The sequence below is a fragment of the Geodermatophilus sp. SYSU D00710 genome, assembly GCF_054050195.1.
In genome coordinates this window covers 33202-48350 of record NZ_JBJGYX010000023.1, presented here as the reverse complement: position 1 = coordinate 48350, position 15149 = coordinate 33202, and the positions used below count along the sequence as shown (strand labels likewise).

The 15149-nt window shown below is 72.4% G+C and carries 17 protein-coding genes; 6 read left to right on the top strand and 11 right to left on the bottom strand.

Annotated elements, in window-relative coordinates; translation table 11 throughout:
- The first annotated feature begins 47 nt into the window (after window positions 1–47).
- The 4 genes from ACI78U_RS12690 (at window position 48) to ACI78U_RS12675 (ending at window position 2388) form a co-directional block, all read left to right on the top strand.
- The gene (locus ACI78U_RS12690; RefSeq protein ID WP_456875677.1) at window positions 48–317 is read left to right on the top strand and encodes a hypothetical protein; all 270 of its coding nucleotides are present in this window, start codon (window positions 48–50) and stop codon (window positions 315–317) included.
- Between the two features lie 54 nt (window positions 318–371).
- Window positions 372–1004 (top strand): WS/DGAT domain-containing protein, encoded by a 633-nt coding sequence (locus ACI78U_RS12685; RefSeq protein ID WP_456875676.1) that lies wholly within the window; start codon window positions 372–374, stop codon window positions 1002–1004.
- 84 nt (window positions 1005–1088) lie between these two features.
- Window positions 1089–1970, top strand: a complete 882-nt coding sequence (locus tag ACI78U_RS12680; protein WP_456875675.1) for an alpha/beta hydrolase fold domain-containing protein — start codon at window positions 1089–1091, stop codon at window positions 1968–1970.
- A 49-nt stretch (window positions 1971–2019) separates the two neighbouring features.
- Window positions 2020–2388: an adenylate kinase family protein gene (locus tag ACI78U_RS12675; RefSeq protein ID WP_456875674.1), complete on the top strand. Its 369-nt coding sequence runs from the start codon at window positions 2020–2022 to the stop codon at window positions 2386–2388.
- A gap of 35 nt (window positions 2389–2423) precedes the next feature.
- On the opposite strand, the gene ACI78U_RS12670 is transcribed toward ACI78U_RS12675, so the two are convergent.
- The 11 genes from ACI78U_RS12670 to ACI78U_RS12620 form a co-directional block, all read right to left on the bottom strand.
- Entirely contained in the window at window positions 2424–2705 is a 282-nt protein-coding gene (locus ACI78U_RS12670; RefSeq protein ID WP_456875673.1) for a hypothetical protein, read from the bottom strand.
- Between the two features lie 407 nt (window positions 2706–3112).
- On the bottom strand, window positions 3113–4528 hold the full coding sequence (locus ACI78U_RS12665) for an aldehyde dehydrogenase family protein (RefSeq protein ID WP_456875672.1): 1416 nt from the start codon (window positions 4526–4528) through the stop codon (window positions 3113–3115).
- Window positions 4529–4550: 22 nt separating this feature from the next.
- Window positions 4551–5252: an SRPBCC family protein gene (locus tag ACI78U_RS12660; protein ID WP_456875671.1), complete on the bottom strand. Its 702-nt coding sequence runs from the start codon at window positions 5250–5252 to the stop codon at window positions 4551–4553.
- A 37-nt stretch (window positions 5253–5289) separates the two neighbouring features.
- Complete coding sequence (locus ACI78U_RS12655) at window positions 5290–5973, bottom strand: phosphoglycerate mutase family protein (RefSeq protein WP_456875670.1); 684 nt, start codon at window positions 5971–5973, stop codon at window positions 5290–5292.
- Window positions 5966–6259, bottom strand: a complete 294-nt coding sequence (locus ACI78U_RS12650) for a putative quinol monooxygenase (protein WP_456875669.1) — start codon at window positions 6257–6259, stop codon at window positions 5966–5968. The genes ACI78U_RS12655 and ACI78U_RS12650 overlap by 8 nt, the downstream gene beginning before the upstream one ends.
- Before the next feature lies 1 nt (window position 6260).
- A complete protein-coding gene (locus ACI78U_RS12645) occupies window positions 6261–7109 on the bottom strand; it encodes a fumarylacetoacetate hydrolase family protein (RefSeq protein ID WP_456875668.1) in 849 nt (282 codons plus the stop codon).
- Window positions 7106–7561: a (2Fe-2S)-binding protein gene (locus tag ACI78U_RS12640; RefSeq protein WP_456875667.1), complete on the bottom strand. Its 456-nt coding sequence runs from the start codon at window positions 7559–7561 to the stop codon at window positions 7106–7108. Before ACI78U_RS12640 ends, ACI78U_RS12645 begins: the two co-directional genes overlap by 4 nt.
- Window positions 7558–9687, bottom strand: a complete 2130-nt coding sequence (locus ACI78U_RS12635) for a xanthine dehydrogenase family protein molybdopterin-binding subunit (protein ID WP_456875666.1) — start codon at window positions 9685–9687, stop codon at window positions 7558–7560. The genes ACI78U_RS12640 and ACI78U_RS12635 overlap by 4 nt, the downstream gene beginning before the upstream one ends.
- Window positions 9684–10529: an FAD binding domain-containing protein gene (locus tag ACI78U_RS12630; RefSeq protein ID WP_456875696.1), complete on the bottom strand. Its 846-nt coding sequence runs from the start codon at window positions 10527–10529 to the stop codon at window positions 9684–9686. Before ACI78U_RS12630 ends, ACI78U_RS12635 begins: the two co-directional genes overlap by 4 nt.
- A 106-nt stretch (window positions 10530–10635) precedes the next feature.
- Complete coding sequence (locus tag ACI78U_RS12625; RefSeq protein ID WP_456875665.1) at window positions 10636–11514, bottom strand: PEP/pyruvate-binding domain-containing protein; 879 nt, start codon at window positions 11512–11514, stop codon at window positions 10636–10638.
- Window positions 11515–11524: 10 nt separating this feature from the next.
- Entirely contained in the window at window positions 11525–13288 is a 1764-nt protein-coding gene (locus ACI78U_RS12620) for a PEP-utilizing enzyme (RefSeq protein ID WP_456875664.1), read from the bottom strand.
- Window positions 13289–13540: 252 nt separating this feature from the next.
- Here ACI78U_RS12620 and ACI78U_RS12615 point away from each other — a divergent pair, with 252 nt between their 5' ends.
- A complete protein-coding gene (locus ACI78U_RS12615) occupies window positions 13541–14206 on the top strand; it encodes a GntR family transcriptional regulator (protein ID WP_456875663.1) in 666 nt (221 codons plus the stop codon).
- Between the two features lie 50 nt (window positions 14207–14256).
- Window positions 14257–15141 (top strand): MBL fold metallo-hydrolase, encoded by an 885-nt coding sequence (locus tag ACI78U_RS12610; protein WP_456875662.1) that lies wholly within the window; start codon window positions 14257–14259, stop codon window positions 15139–15141.
- Window positions 15142–15149: the final 8 nt, after the last annotated feature.

Genomic DNA, 15149 nt, shown 5'->3' with positions numbered 1-15149 from the left:
CGGGTGAGGTGAGCCGCTACATCGACGTCCGGCCGGACGAGGAGGGCATGCCGTCCGAGCTGGTGATCGTCGTGGGCGATGTGGTGCGCTTCGCCGCGACGGGCGGCCGCATCCGGTCGGGCACTGCGGTGGAGCTGCTCGGTGTCCTCTCCGAGAGCGTCGTCGGCACCGATGGTTCAGTCCTCACCCCGCTCGGCGCGCCGGGCACGGTTCTCATCCGTGCCCGGTCGCCGGGGCTCGCGGTCGTCGACGTCATCTCGGGTGACCCATTTCGGGCACCCGTCACCCGCGGCGTCGTCGTCCGTGTCGTGCCGTGACCTGGGAGAGACGGTGGCCGGGCCAGGCGTTCGTGGCGGAGGTCCGGGCGCCCTGTGCTGAACCATCGCACCGGCCGCGCCTGGGTCCTCCGCACCCTCGACTGCTCGCTCGTCGACCTGCGCGACGCCGGACGCACAGCCGGCGGCTCCGTCGACGACGCCTACCTCGCAGCCCTCCTCGGCGGCCTGCGCCGCTACCACGAGCACCACGGCACCCCGGTCGGCGACCTACCCGTCCCCATGCCCGACTCGCTGCGCCGCGCCGACGACCCCCTGGGCGGCAACGAGTTCGCCGGAGCCGTCTTCGGCGCCCCCGCCGGAGTCGAGGACCCGGCCGAACGCATCGCCGTCATCCGGGGACTCGTGCTCTCGGTCGTCACCGAACCCGCGCTCGACACGATCTCGGTGCTCGCCCCGGTGGTCAGCCGGCTGCCCGCCGTCGTCGGTGCGACGATCATGGAGCACGGCGGCGCACGAACCGACCTCGCCGCCTCCAACGTCCCGGGCATCCGCGAGAAGGTCTTCCTCGCCGGGGCCCGCATCGACCGCTGCATCCCCCTTCGGCCCGCTCCCCGGCGTCGCCGTCATGGCCGTCATGACGTCCCACGCCGGGAGCTGCAGCATCGGCCTCACCATCGACGGCACCGCAGTCGCCGATGCCGACGTGCTGGAACAGTGCTTCCGTGACGGGCTCGAGGAGGTGCTGGACCCGGCGCGGCCTCCGCGGCGGCAGGGATCCCCACCGTCGTCACGGTCGATTGGAGATGCGACGTGAGCAGCCTGCAGATGCTCGTCATCGGGAGCTTCCTGCGAGTGACCCGGAAGCGGTCGCTGTCCACCCCTGCCCGGGCCCGGGAACGCATGGCCGCACCCAAGAAGGCCGCCCCACCGCCCGAGGCCCTGCGGCAGCGACACGACGTGCGCACCCGGGACGTCGGCGGCTTCGCCTGCCACACCGTGGCTCCTCGCGGGATCCGCGCGCAGCGGGCCGCGGTCTACCTGCACGGCGGCGCCTACATCAGCCCCATGTCGCCCCAGCACTGGACCCTGGTCTCCCGGCTGGCCGATGCCGGCGTCCGGGTGGAGGTCCCCGACTACGGCCTGGCTCCCCAGCACACCTACCGCGAGGCCTATCCGTTCGTCGTGGAGGTGTACCGGCAGCTGTTGGCCGAGGCGGAACCCACGGCGATCACCCTCGCGGGCGACTCCGCCGGCGACGGCCTGGCCCTCGGCGTCGCCCAGACCCTGCCCGACGTCGGGCTTCCTCAGCCCCGGCGGCTGCAGCTGATCGCCCCCTGGCTGGACCTCGCCCTGGCCAACCCCGACATCCCGGCGAGCGAGCGGCGTGACCCGTGGCTCAGCAGCGCCGGTCTCCGCGAGGTCGGCCGCGCGTGGGCCGGCGGTGACGACCCGGCGGACCCGAGGCTGAGCCCGATCCACGGACCGCTGACCGGCCTCCCGCCGATCGACGTCCACGTCGGCACCCGTGACCTCTTCCACCCCGACGCGCTCCGGCTGCAGCAGCGGGCAGCCGACGAGCAGCACGCGTTGACGCTGACCGTCTGCCAGGGCGGAGTGCACGTCTACCCGCTGACCCCGACCCCCGAAGGTCGCGCCGCCGCAGCCGCGATCGTGCACGAGATGGCGGCGTGACCGCCTCCCGGCGCCACGCGCTGGATCACACCAGGGAAGGGCGCGGTCGATGCGACTGCTGGTGCTCGGTCCACCCGGCTGCGGGAAGGGCACCCACGGCGCCCGACTGGCCGCGGACACGGGAGTCGACCAGGTCTCGTCCGGCGACGTCCTGCGCGCCGAGATCGCCGGGCGGACCCCCGTGGGGCGCGAGCCGGCCGCTCGTGTCGCCCGCGGCGACCTGGTCGCCGACCATCTCCCGTTCCGCCTGATGGTGCCCTTGGTCGAGGCGGTGGTGGCGGCATCCGGGGGGTACATCGCCGACGGGTTCCCCCGCACGCTCACGCAGGCCGAGCGCGGGATCCCCAGCCGCTTGGCTCACCATCCCGACCGCGGCCTCGATCGACCGCGGTGCACCACCGCAGCGGCTGCCTGGTGAAGTCGCTGTGGCGTCGGTCGTTCACGCACGGCGGCTCAGAACGCCGCGACCGCCTCAGCCTTCAACGTTCCTGACTCATCAACCGTGACATGCCAGACCCTCACGTCTTTGCCCCCGAGGTGGTCCTTCTCGAAGAAGACCACCTTGCCGTCCAGCCCGCGTCCGTGGCCGCGCACCAGGTGGTGCTGGTCCTTCCGGGCGATGGTGAACTCCGCGTCGTCGATCAACGCGCTCAGCGTCGCTGGGGTGCCGTCGGCGACGGACGTCACGACGTAGGGAACGCCGGAGATCACGGTCTGCCTGGTGTCACCAGTCATGAGGTGCCCTCTTCTCGGGTCGACTGTCCGACCGTGGTCGGGGAACGCCCAGCCTGTCCCTGATTGCCTCCGCTGTCCATGGACGCCGTGGACAGCCGACAGGGATCCGCGCGGTGACCGCGCACCGGACGTCCGAGCTGCTCGGCTTCCTCGGCCGCCGGTTCGACACCATCGACGAGGGTGAGCGAGCCCGCTGCTGCGGCCGGGCCGCTCTACGGTGCCGAAGCCGACGAGGACCCGGCCCATCCCGTTCGCCGAAGGCGGTGGGTGCTCCCGAGACGGACCGATGGCTGCCTCCGCGGATCCTCGGATGGGTGACCCTCATCGAGCGTTCGGCGTCCCGTCGAGGCGCTGCTGGTGCAGCTGGTCCTGGGGCAGTGACCGCGGCTCCCGGCCGGCCGCGGACCTCACTCCGTGGCCGGGCCGGCCGGCACCGAGCCGGTGCCGATGACGTAGGTGCGGGCGTTGGTGAACTCGACCGCGCCGGCCTCACCGAGCTCGCGGCCGTAACCGCTGCGCTTGGTGCCCCCGAAGGGCAGGCGTGGATCGGAGGCCACCACGGCGTTGACGAACAGCGCCCCGGAGGTGATGCGCCGGCCGACGGCCAGGGCGCGCTGGGGGTCCGCACTCCACACGCTGGCGGCCAGCCCGTAGCGGGTGGCGTCGGCGACGCGGGCGGCCTCGTCGTCGTCGGTGACGGTGACGACGGCGGCGACCGGGCCGAAGGTCTCCTCGGCCATCACGGGCATGTCGAGGGTGACGTCGGCCAGGACCGTCGGCGGGAACCAGGCGCCGGGACGGTCCAGGCGCCGGCCGCCGACGAGGACCGTGGCGCCGGCGTCGACCGACTCGCGGACCTGCCGCTCGAGGCCGTCGACGAGGTCGGCGCGGGCCATCGGGCCGATGGCGGTGGCCTCGTCCGCGGGGTCCCCGACGCGCAGGCCGGCGACGGCCTCGGCGAAGCGGCGGGTGAACTCCTCGGCGACGGCCCGGTGCACGACGAACCGTTTGGCCGCCAGGCAGCTCTGCCCGGAGTTGATGAAGCGGCTCTTCACGGCTCCGGCGACCGCGGCATCGAGGTCGGCGTCGTCGAGGACGACGAACGGATCCGAGCCGCCGAGCTCCAGGAGGCTCTTCTTGACCGCCCGTCCGGCCGCGGCGGCCACGGCGGCGCCGGCCCGCTCGCTGCCGGTGAGGCTGACCGCGGCGATCCGGTCGTCCTCGACGAGGGCCTGCGTGACCGCCGGGACGTCCTCCTCCGCGACCACGATGCTGCGGAAGACGTCCTCCGGCAGGCCCGCCTCCCCGAAGAGCTGCTCGATGGCCAGCGCGCAGCCGGTGACGTTGGGGGAGTGCTTGAGGACCGCGCTGTTCCCGGCGAGCAGCGTCGGCGCGGCGAAGCGCAGCACCTGCCAGAACGGGAAGTTCCACGGCATCACGGCGAGCACGACGCCGAGGGGCTCGTGGGCCACCCAGCTGCGCTGGTCGCCGGTGTCCACCTCGATGGGCGCGAGCGCCGCGGGCCCGTGGTCGGCGTAGTGGTCGCAGGCGGTGGCGGACTTCTCCACCTCCGCGCGCGCCTCTCCGATCGGCTTGCCCATCTCGGCGGTCATCAGGGCGGCGAGCTCGTCGGCCTGCTTGCGCAAGCGGACGCCGATCGCCCGGACGGCCTCGGCTCGCTCGGTGAGGGGTGTGGCGGCCCAGGCGGGCTGGGCCGCGGCGACGGAGGCCAGGACCGACAACACCGTGTCGACGTCGGCGCCGGGGTAGGTGCGCAGCGTCTGGCCGGTGGCCGGGTCGACGGTGGTGACGGTGGAGGGCACGGGAGCTCCTGGGGTCGGCGGGTCAGCGACGGCTGCCGAGCCGGCCGATGGCCCAGCCCAGGACGAAGACGTCGGCGAGGAGGAGTGCGGCGGCCAGCCGCCGGCGGACCGCGGGGGTGATGCCGAGCAGGGCGAAGGCGTCGAGCTCGGCGGCCGCGGGCACGGCCGCGACGGTCCGGGGAGCCGGTGCCGCGGTCGGTCCGGTGGCCGGTGCGGCCGAGCCCGCGGCCGAGGGAGCCGGAGTCGGGGCCCGCTCGGCCGAGCCGGTGGCGGCGCCGGTGTCCGAGGTCAGCAGGGCGGCGAGGTTGGCCGCGAACTGGCCGACGATCTTGTTGGCGACGTCGTTCATGACCCCGCGGCCGAACTGGGCGGGCTTGCCGGTGATGGCCAGGTCGGTCGTGGTGGTGACGGTGGTGCTCCCGGCGTCCTCGGTGAGGACGGCGGTGACGGTGGCGCTGGCGGTGCCGTTGCCCTTGGCGTCCTTGCCCGTGCCCTCGATGACGACCGTGCTGGTCGCGGGGTCGGCCTCGACGAACCGGGCCCTGCCCCGGTAGGTGAGCCCGATGGGGCCGAGCTTGACCTTGACGCTGCCGGTGAAGGCGTCGCCCTCGACCGCCTCGAGGGTGGCGCCGGGCATGCAGGGTGCGATGCGCTCGGGGTCGTTGAGCGCCTTCCACGCGATGTCGAGGGGAACGGGGACGGTGAAGGTCTGCTGGAGTTCCATGTCTGCTTCCGGGGCGTCGTGCCGGGGACCGGCGACGTCAGGTGGGGTCGACGGCGAAGGGGCTGACCCGCAGCGTGCGGTCGGGGAGGACGGCGTACTCCAGGCCGCCCACCCACGGCGGCTCGCCGGGGTCGTCGCCGAGGTGGGCCAGCGCGCAGGCCCGCAGGACGGGGGAGTGGGTGACCGCGACGGTCAGCCCGCCGGCGGGCCCGCCGGGGTCGGCGAGGCTTCCGGCGAACACGTCGATGCGGCGGGCGAGGGTGGCCGCGTCGTCGCCGGGGACGGCGGACAGCCGCAGCCACCAGCCGATCCGGTCGGGGTGGTCGAAGAACCCGGCGAAGAACGGGTTGGCGGCTGCCTCGTCCTCGCTCATGCCGGGCACCTGCTCGGCGAGGGCGGCGGCGCTGCTGACCATGTCGACCCGCTCGCCGGCGACGTAGACGTCGGGGTTGCGCAGGGCGAACGCCACCCGCGGCCCGTCGACCTGCGCGCCCTCGCTGCGGGCGCCCTCGGCCACGGCGTCGGCGGTCTGCCGGGTGCGCAGGGTGCCGCCGGTGAGCACCCGGAAGGCGGGGTTCTCCTTGCCCAGCTCGCGGCCGGTGCGCAGGGCGATCTGCACCCCCTCGTCGGTCAGGGGGACGTCGCCGCGGTGGGAGGCGATCGCGCTGTGGCGCACCAGCAGGAGCCGGTGCGCCACCGCGACGTCGCTGCGCTCAGGCATCGATCGTCTCGTAGGTCTTCACGTTGCGCTCGGCCAGGTGCTCGAGGACGTAGCCGAACACGTTCTCCTGGAAGTGCTGCGTGTTCTTGTGGTCCTCGTAGGCCTGCGCGTCGGTGTACTGCTCGTAGAGGAAGAACGTCTCGGGGTCCTCGGGGCTGACCTGCGCCTGGTAGTACAGGTTGCCCGGCTCCGCGCGGGACAGCGGCGTCATCTTCTCGATGACCTCGCGGACCCGATCGGCCTCTCCGGGCTTGGCCTTCCAGATCGCCGCGACGACGAACGCCATGTCAGTGGTCCTTCCTGTGGGGTGTTCCGACGGTGTTGCGCAGGACGCCGATCGGGCCGGCCTCCATCTCGATGACGTCCCCGGGCTGCAGCCACCGGTCCAGCTCCAGTCCCGAGCCGCCGGTGGCGGTGCCCGAGCCGAGCACCTCCCCGGGGAGCAGGGTCTGGTCCTGGGCGGCGTAGGCGATGAGGTCACCGAAGCCGTGGTGCATGGCGGCGGTGCTGTCGCCGCCCCAGCGCTCCCCGTTGACGCGGACCTCGAGCTCAAGGGTGCTGAGGTCGATCTCGTCGGGGGTGACGATGCAGGGACCGAGGACGTTGGAGCCGTCCCACTCCTTGGCCTTGGCCGGCCCCATCCCGACCGGCAGCTCGCGGCGCTGGACGTCGCGGGCGGACACGTCGTTCCAGATGGTGAAGCCGAAGACGTACTCCAGCGCCTCGGCGGCATCGACGTCCTTGCACGGCCGGCCGATGACGGCGGCGAGCTCGAGCTCGTGGTCGAGCTGGCGGGTGTAGGAGGGCCAGGTGAGTTCGGTGTCCGGGCCGGTGACGGTGGTCCCCACGCTGCGGTAGAAGGCCGGCACCTCGTACCACTCGGCGGGGATGTCCCGGCCGAGTTTCTTGAACGCGTTCTTCAGGTGTCCCTCGAAGGCGAGGAAGTCCCGGAACGAGCGGGGCTGCAGCGGGGCGAGCAGGCGCGCGGCCGGCACCGGGTGCTCGACCCCGATCGGGGCGCCGGCCTCGATGAAGGCGATCATGTCGCCGTCGAAGCCGACGTCGAGGACGGTCCCGCCGTCGAGGCGGCCGACCCTCGCCGCGCCGTCGGGGGGCGCGTAGGTCACGAACTTCACGACCCGACCTCCTGCACCGCGTCGATGATCTTGACGTAGCAGCCGCAGCGGCAGAGGTTGCCGCCGAGGGCCTCGGCGATCTGCTCGCGGGACGGGCAGGTGCGGGCGGCCGAGCACTCGCCGAGGAAGGCCTTGGAGGTGAGCACCATCCCGGGGGTGCAGTAGCCGCACTGGAAGGCGTGGTGCCGGTCGAAGGCCTGCACCACCGGGTCGTCGTCGGGCAGGCCCTCCACGGTGGTGATGGCCCGGCCCTGGGCGAGCGGGGCCAGCAGGATGCAGGAGGAGATCGGCTGACCGTCCAGCAGCACCGTGCAGGCGCCGCACAGGCCCACGCCGCAGGTGCCGCGGGCGCCCAGCAGGCCGAGCTGGTCGCGCAGGACCTCGAGCAGCATCACGCCCTCGTCGACGTCGACGTCGACCGGAGCACCGTTGATCTGCAGGGTGATGTTCACGCGGGCTCCTTCTCCTTCACCGTCTCGTGAGCCGCCGCGAGCACCCGTTCCGGGGTCAGCGGCAGCTGGGTGGGGCGGTAGCCGAGGCTGGCCAGGGCGTTGCCGATCGCCGGCGGCACCGGGGGCAGGGCCGTCTCGCCGAGTCCGTGCACCTCGGCGCCCTCGACCTCGAGGATGGTCTGGCTGATCGCGGCGCAGTCCAGTGCGGACGGGATGTTGTAGTCCGACAGGTTGGGGCCGACGACCTGGCCCTCGTCGAAGACGATCTCCTCGAACTGGGTGGTGCCGATCGCCATGACCATCGACCCCTCCTGCTGGAGCTCGGCGGCGGCCCTGTTCACCACCCGCCCGGCGTAGGAGGCGGCGTGCAGCCGGCGGAGGGTCAGGACGCCGGTCTCCTCGTCGACGTCCACCTGGGCAGCAGCGGCGCCCTGGTGCCAGTGCGAGGAGGCCACGCCCTGGCCGGTGTCGACGTCGAGGCCACCGTCGTTGGCGATGCGCCCGTGCCCGGAGTCGGTGCCGTTGTCCTTCATGTCGGTGACGGCGACCTCGAGCGCGCGGCTCATCATGTGCGTCGACCGGCTGGAGGTCGTGCGGGTGTCGTAGGGGACGCGGTCGGTGTCCGGGGGCGGCACGTCGACCCGGTCGGCGTCCACGCCGAGGAGGTCGGCGGCGAGCCGGGCGATCGCCCTGGCTGAGCCCTGTCCCATCTCGGTGGTGGCGCTGAGCACCTCGTAGCGGTCGGGGCCGGTGCGCCGGATGCCGACCTCGGCCCGGCTCGGGGTCTGCATCCCCTTGAGCATCACGGCGATGCCCTTGCCCGGGTTCGGCCCGCCGGGCTGCCAGTCCACGGCCCGGGCCGCGTCGTCGAGCAGCTCCTCGAAGTGGACGTCGTGCATGGTCTCGCCGGTGCAGTAGACGTCCCCGTCGACCAGCAGGTTGCGGCGGCGCAGCTCGACCGGGTCCATCCCGAGCCGCTCGGCCATGAGGTCGGTGACCCGCTCGGAGGCCCACACCGACTGGGTGGCTCCGTAGCCGCGGTAGGCGCCGGCCGGGGGCAGGTTGGTGTAGATGCAGTAGGAGTCGACGGCGACGGCGTCGAACCGGTAGGGGCCGACGCCGGCGTAGCCCATCTTCATCGCCACGCCGGGCCCGCAGTCGGCGTAGGCGCCGGTGTTGACCCAGCACCACACCCGCTTGGCCACGAACCGCCCGTCGCGGGTGGCGCCGAGCCGGATCCGCACGGTCGCCGCGTGGCGGGTGAGGGTGACGAACTCCTCGTCCCGGTCGAGGGCCAGCCGTACCGGCCGGTCCAGCCGCTGGGCGACGGCGGCGGCGATGGCCTCGGTGCGGACGAAGGTCTTGGCGCCGAACGACCCGCCCATGGGCGGGACGACGATGCGGACGTCGGTCTCGGGCAGGTCGAACAGCCCGGCGAGGTCCTGCCGCATGTTGAACGGCGTCTGGGTGCCGGTGACCAGCTCCAGGCGCCCGTCGGTCCAGGTCGCGATGCAGGCGTGCGGCTCCATGGCCACGTGCTGCACCGCCGGCATGGCGAAGGTCTCGTCGACGATCACGTCCGCGGCTCCGAAGCCCTCGGCCACGTCGTCGGGCACCGGGTCGGCGGTGTGGGGCTCGCCCTGCGGGATGCCCTCGGTGCGGATCCGGAACCGGTGGCAGGTGTTGGTCCCGTCCAGGGGGCGCATGCCGAAGTAGGCGGAGTCGCTGCGGCTGACCGGGATGGTCTCGTGCACCAGCGGGGCACCGGGGCGCAGGGCGTCGCGCTCGTCGAAGACCGCGGGCAGTTCCTCGTAGCTGACGTCGACGAGCGCGGCCGCCTCGCGGGCGGTGGCCTCGTCGCGGGCGGCGACCACGGCGACCGGGTCGCCGACGTGCCGGGCGATCCCGGCCAGTACGTGCTGGTCGGCGATCTGCGCGCCGTAGCGGCCGAGGTGCTCGACGTCGGCCGGGGTGAGGACGACGACGCCGTCCGGGACGGAGGACGTGTCCACGCCGGTGACGCGGGCGGCGGCGTGCGGGGAGCGGACCAGCCGGGCGTGCCACATGCCGGGGACGGTGAGGTCGTTGGGGTAGCGGATCTGGGCGCGGATGCGGGGATCGGTCATGCCACGTGCTCCTGGATGGTGGCCTTGCGCGAGCTCAGGGCGGCCGGTGTGAGGTCCTCCAGCGCGCGGCGGACCTCGACGGCGATGGCGCGGGTGCGGTAGGCGGCCGATCCGCGGTTGTCGCTGATCGGGTCGATGCGCTCGGCGTAGCCCCGGGCGATGTCGCGGACGCTGTCCTCGCTGCCGGGCACCCAGGTCGCGCACAGGTCGGGGAACACCTGCGGGCGCCCGGTGACCGCACCGACGGCCACCGTGACCGTGCCCTCGTGCAGGGCGGCGGCGACCGAGACGCTCGGCCGGTCCTCCCGGCTGCGGGTGAGCAGCTTGCGATACGTGGTGTGGTGGCGGCCGCGCGGGACGAGCACCCGGGTGATGAGCTCGTCCTCCTCGAGGCTGGTCTCGTAGTGGTCGACGATGAGGTCGGTGACGGGGATCCGGCGCAGGCCGCGGACGCTCAGCGCCTCCACCCAGGCGTCGCAGGCGACGAGCATGGCCGGCGGATCGGACGCGTAGTCGGCGTCGCCGAGGACGCCGCCGATGGTGGCGGCGTTGCGCACCCGGGGGCTGGCGACGACGGCGAAGACCCGCTGGATGCCCGGCCACCCGGCGGCGATCTCGGGGTGGAGCTCGATCTGCCGGTGGGTGACCATCGCGCCCAGGGCCAGCTCCGCGCTGGTCGAGACCAGCCGCAGCTCGCGGACGTTCTGCAGCGAGATCCAGTCCTCGCTGGCGAGCAGGCCCTGCCGGGTGAGGATGCCGACGAAGGTCCCGCCGGCCACCACGGTGGCGTCGGGGTGGGCGGCCTTGAGCTCCACCGCCTCGGCGACGGTGCGGGGCGCCATCCAGGTCACGTCGTGTGCTCCTGATCGTGTTTCGGGGACGTCGGCGGGCAGTGCTCCGCCGGAGGCGCGGCGGTCGGGTCGCCGCGCCTCCGGGCGGAACCGCCGCTCAGACGGTGGTGATCGGCCGGGACTGCAGCAGGTAGAGGTCCCCGGCGGCGTCGAAGGCCCACTCGATGTCCTGGGGGACCCCGTGCAGGTCGGCCAGCTTCTGACCCATCTGCGCGAGGGCGACGCACTCGTCGTCGGAGAGGACCCGTTCGGCGTCGACCACCTTCGACTTCTTCACGACGCCCTGGCGGGACAGCGTGTAGTTGTCGGGCGTGACCTCGCCGGAGACGACGGCCTCGCCGAGGCCGCGGGCGGCCTCGACGACCATCCGGTCCTTGCGGCCGTGGACGGGGTCGACGGTGAACATGACGCCGGACTTCTGGCTGTCGATCATCTGCTGGACGACGACGGCCATCGCGACGTCCTCGAGCGACCCCTTCTCCTGCCGGTAGAAGACGGCGCGGTCGGTGAAGAAGGACAGCCAGCACTCGACGACGTTGTGGAGCACCGCCTCGAGGCCGTCGGTGTTGAGGAACGTCTCCTGCTGGCCGGCGTAGCTGGCGCCCGCGGAGTCCTCGGCGCAGGCCGAGGAGCGCACGGCGACCAGGCCCTGCAGCTTCGCGTACTCGCGCTCGATGAGCTCGCGCGGGGGCCTCGCCGCGGCGACGAGGGCCCGGGCGGCGTCGATGTCCTTGCGGCGCATGGCCTCGCGGAGTGCCTCCTCGTCCACCGCGGCGGAGAACGCCGCCGAGGTGATGACGAAGCCCGGGGGCACCGGGAGCTCCTCGGCGGTCATGGTCGCGAGGCTGGCGCCCTTGCCGCCGGTCAGCTCCACCACGCGGCAGCGAGGGTCGCTGAAGGGCAGGACGAGCGGCTGGTCGTGCGTCGACACGGCGCCGGGCTGCTGCGTGGTCGGGGGCGGGAGGATCGCGGTCATCGGGTTCTCCTCAGAGGGCCGGGGCGGGCGCGGCCGGGACGGCGCCGACGATCTCGACGCGGCCTGTGGAGCCGTTGACCCGGATGCGGTCTCCGGTCGAGATGCGCCGGGTGGCGTCGGAGGTGCCGACGACGGCCGGGATGCCGAACTCGCGGGAGACGACGGCCGGGTGCGAGGCCATCCCGCCGGCGTCGGTGACGAGGCCGGAGATCTTGGTGAACAGCACGACCCAGGCGGGGCTGGTCATCCGGCAGACGATGATCTCGTCGCGCTGCACCTCGCTGAACTGCTCCGGGGAGAGGACGACCCGCGCGGTCCCCTCGACGACGCCGGCCGACGCGGGCAGGCCCGGGATCTCGCCGGCGTGCGAGGGCGCGGGGCGCTCCAGCTTCTCGGGGAAGGCCCACAGCGCGAGGTAGGGGAACGCCACGGCCTCCTTGGTGGCCGTGCCGACCCAGTCGCGGGGGCGCAGCTCGTAGGCGTCCTCGCGGGCGTCGCGACGGTCCCCGACCAGCTCCTGCGCGTCGAACGAGTTGGTGCCGGCCATGAGGCGACGAAGCTCGTTGTACTTGAGGTACATGACGTCCTCGGGGTCGTCGAGCCTGCCGTCGCCGACCAGCTTCTCGCCGATGGCGATGAGCACCAGCCGGACCCGGGCGTTGGTGCCCTGGTCGATGTAGAAGTGGTGGTCCGGGGTGAGCGGGTTCATCCGCAGGCTCAGGTCGAGCGCGCGTTTCAGCTCCTCCCGCGCCGGGCCGGGCTCCACGCCCTCGAACACCTCGGCCTTCGCCCTCTCCAGGTCCTCGGCGACGGCCTTGAGCTCGGCCGGGTAGTCGTAGTCGGACTCCAGGTAGCCGCGGACGGCCTCGACGATCGGCGCCGGGTTCTCCCGCCAGGTCGTGAAGGAGAACTCGTGGGCGTACATGGACTTGTAGCCGAAGACCTTCTGGTACGGCTCGATGTGCTCGGCGAGGAACGCGCGGCCGGCGTCGGTGGCCTCCAGGGCGCGGATCACGTCACCGGCGGTGGCGCGGGTGAAGGCCTTGGCGACCTCGCCCTGCTCCTTCTTGACCCACTCCTTGATGTTCCAGAGCTCCTCGATGGAGTCCCAGTTGCGGTTCTCCGTGGAGCTCTGCAGCCGGCCCATCAGTGCCGAGTGGTCGCCCTCGCCCTTGGCGGCGGCGATCGCGGCGTTGAGGGCCAGGGTGGAGGAGAACTGGGCGAAGTTCAGCACCCAGTGGATCTGCCAGTGCCGGTCGTGCATGTCGATCGCGTCCTCGAGCAGGATCGCGAGCTCCACCAGGCTGGCGCCGGCGTAGTCGTACTCGTCGAAGCGGACGAAGTTGCGCTCCATCTCCGGCCGCAGGCGCGTGCGCCACCAGACGAGGAAGTTCTCCGCGTAGTACGGGAGCGTCCAGCCCATGTAGCCGCCGAGCTCGGCGGGGTCCTGCGGGTCCAGCGGGACGCGCGGGGTGTAGCGGGCGCCGTACTCGGAGGCCTCGGCCGACAGACCCGGCGTCGCCGGGATCGCCGCGGTGTAGACGTAGCCGTTGACGATCTTGGAGATCCAGTCGGAGGCGAACGGGGTACCGAAGCGCCGGAACATGTAGTCGCACTTCAGCCACCACCCGCCGATGTCGGCGTACATGGGGGAGACCGGGTTAGGGATGTGCAGGTCGTCGTGCACCCAGAACAGTTCCTTCTGGCCGGCCTCCCACTGCACGGGGAACTCGTCGTCCCCGAAGAAGGTCGCCAGGACGTTGTCGTCGCTCATGCCCACTCCGGTGTAGGGGTGTCGGGATCGGTGAGGGGCGGTACGTCGGCTACCTCGCTGGGTCGGCCGAACTATCGATAATCTGGCGGACGGGTGTGATGCGCGTCAACCCCTGGACCCGATTTTCCGTGACCTGGACCGCATGCGGCGCCGCCATGGCTCTCGATGACCGTAATTGACAGCACGATCCGTGCCCGTACTATCGATGACCAGACAGGCCGCCGGGGGCGGTCCGCACCCCAGGGAGAACGAGTGGACCGGCCACTGCACCGCAACGGTGCCCTGCGTGAACAGATCAAGGACCGCATCGTCGAGCGCATCCTCGACGGCACCTACGGCCCGGGGGACCGGGTCAAGGAGAGCGTCCTGGCCGCCGAGTTCGGCGTGAGTCAGGCTCCGGTCCGGGAGGCGCTGCGCGACCTCGAGGCCATGCGGTTCATCGAGTCACAGCCGCACAAGGGTGCCCGGGTCCGGGAGGTGACCGTCGAGGAGCTCGGCCAGATCTACCCCGTGCGGGCGGCCCTCGAGGAGGTCGCCGGCCGCGAGGCCGCGACGCGCATGACCGAGGCGCAGCTGCAGGCACTGGAGGAACAGCTGGCCGGGATGCGGCAGGCCGCCGCCGACGACGACCTCCACGCGCTCCTGGTCCACGACACGCGGTTCCACGAGCTCATCGTGGAGGCATCGGGCAACCAGGTGCTGCTCGAGGTCTGGCGTTCCCTGCGGGTGGAAGCCCGGACCGTGGTGAGCGTCCTGCGCGGCCACTCCGACCTGCACGCGATCGCCGAGCTCCACCGCCCGGTCCTCATGGCCGTGCAGTTCCGCGACCCGGACCTGGCGGGCAAGGAGATGCGCGCCCACATCGAGTTCTTCGGCGCCTCCGTGGTGAAGCGCATCACCGCGTCGCAGGACGACTGACCGACCCGTCCTCCCTCTCCGAGCACCGACCCGAGCCGACGGAGGCTTCGATGCAGCAGCTCAACGACCGTGTCTTCACCGAGACGAAGGTGCGGGGGTGCAATCCCAGCTTCGTCGTCACCTCGGCCGGCCCGGTCGTGATCGACACGCCCCAGCTGCCGACCCGGGCGGTGGAGATGCGCCGCTTCGTCGAGTCCTTCGGTCGGGTCCAGTACCTGATCAACACGGAGCACCACGTCGACCACATCTTCGGCAACTACTACTTCCGTGGCGCCGGCACGGTGGTCAACCACAAGGGGCTCTACGACAACTTCATGACCGTCTACCCGGAGCTCGACCCGTTCGCGTACGCCCGGGAAGCCCTCGGCACCGACGACCCCGACGGCATCGAGCTGTTCCCGGACCGGGACGAGTACTACGAGGACCCGAACAAGGGGCAGGTCGTCTTCACCGGCGACCTGTCACTACGCGTCGGCGACCACGACTTCCACCTCCTGCACACGCCCGGGCACACACCCGGCCAGCTGGCCGTGTACGTGCCGCAGGAGCGGATGGTCTTCACCGGGGACAGCGTCTTCTGCGAGTGCCAGACGTGGCTGATGACCAGCGACGTCGACCAGTGGCTGGCGTCGCTGGAGATCATCCGCTCGCTCGACGTCGACGTCGTCGTGCCCGGCCACGGGCCGGTCACGGACCTGTCCTACGTCGACAAGCAGCGGGCGGTGCTGCTCAGCTGGAAGGCGGCCGTCGCCGAGGCCGTGGCCGCCGGCTGGACCAGGGAGGAGACCCAGGAACGGGTCAAGTTCCCGAAGCTCGGCCCGGTCGACGTCGGCCAGGAGTACATGCTCGAGTACGTCGAGACCCTCAACGCCGGCTCGCTGTTCGACAGGTTCACCGCCCGCCGAGCCGCACCGGTCCCTCCCCGCAGCTGCTGAGCCCCGAC

Excerpts from the sequence above, each read along its gene's own strand:
- ACI78U_RS12690 (WP_456875677.1), top strand. The coding sequence starts at position 48 with ATGCCGTCCGAGCTGGTGATCGTCGTGGGCGATGTGGTGCGCTTCGCC.
- ACI78U_RS12675 (WP_456875674.1), top strand. The coding sequence starts at position 2,020 with ATGCGACTGCTGGTGCTCGGTCCACCCGGCTGCGGGAAGGGCACCCAC.
- ACI78U_RS12670 (WP_456875673.1), bottom strand. The coding sequence starts at position 2,705 with ATGACTGGTGACACCAGGCAGACCGTGATCTCCGGCGTTCCCTACGTC.
- ACI78U_RS12660 (WP_456875671.1), bottom strand. The coding sequence starts at position 5,252 with ATGGAACTCCAGCAGACCTTCACCGTCCCCGTTCCCCTCGACATCGCG.
- ACI78U_RS12655 (WP_456875670.1), bottom strand. The coding sequence starts at position 5,973 with ATGCCTGAGCGCAGCGACGTCGCGGTGGCGCACCGGCTCCTGCTGGTG.
- ACI78U_RS12650 (WP_456875669.1), bottom strand. The coding sequence starts at position 6,259 with ATGGCGTTCGTCGTCGCGGCGATCTGGAAGGCCAAGCCCGGAGAGGCC.
- ACI78U_RS12635 (WP_456875666.1), bottom strand. The coding sequence starts at position 9,687 with ATGACCGATCCCCGCATCCGCGCCCAGATCCGCTACCCCAACGACCTC.
- ACI78U_RS12630 (WP_456875696.1), bottom strand. The coding sequence starts at position 10,529 with ATGGCGCCCCGCACCGTCGCCGAGGCGGTGGAGCTCAAGGCCGCCCAC.
- ACI78U_RS12625 (WP_456875665.1), bottom strand. The coding sequence starts at position 11,514 with ATGACCGCGATCCTCCCGCCCCCGACCACGCAGCAGCCCGGCGCCGTG.
- ACI78U_RS12620 (WP_456875664.1), bottom strand. The coding sequence starts at position 13,288 with ATGAGCGACGACAACGTCCTGGCGACCTTCTTCGGGGACGACGAGTTC.
- ACI78U_RS12610 (WP_456875662.1), top strand. The coding sequence starts at position 14,257 with ATGCAGCAGCTCAACGACCGTGTCTTCACCGAGACGAAGGTGCGGGGG.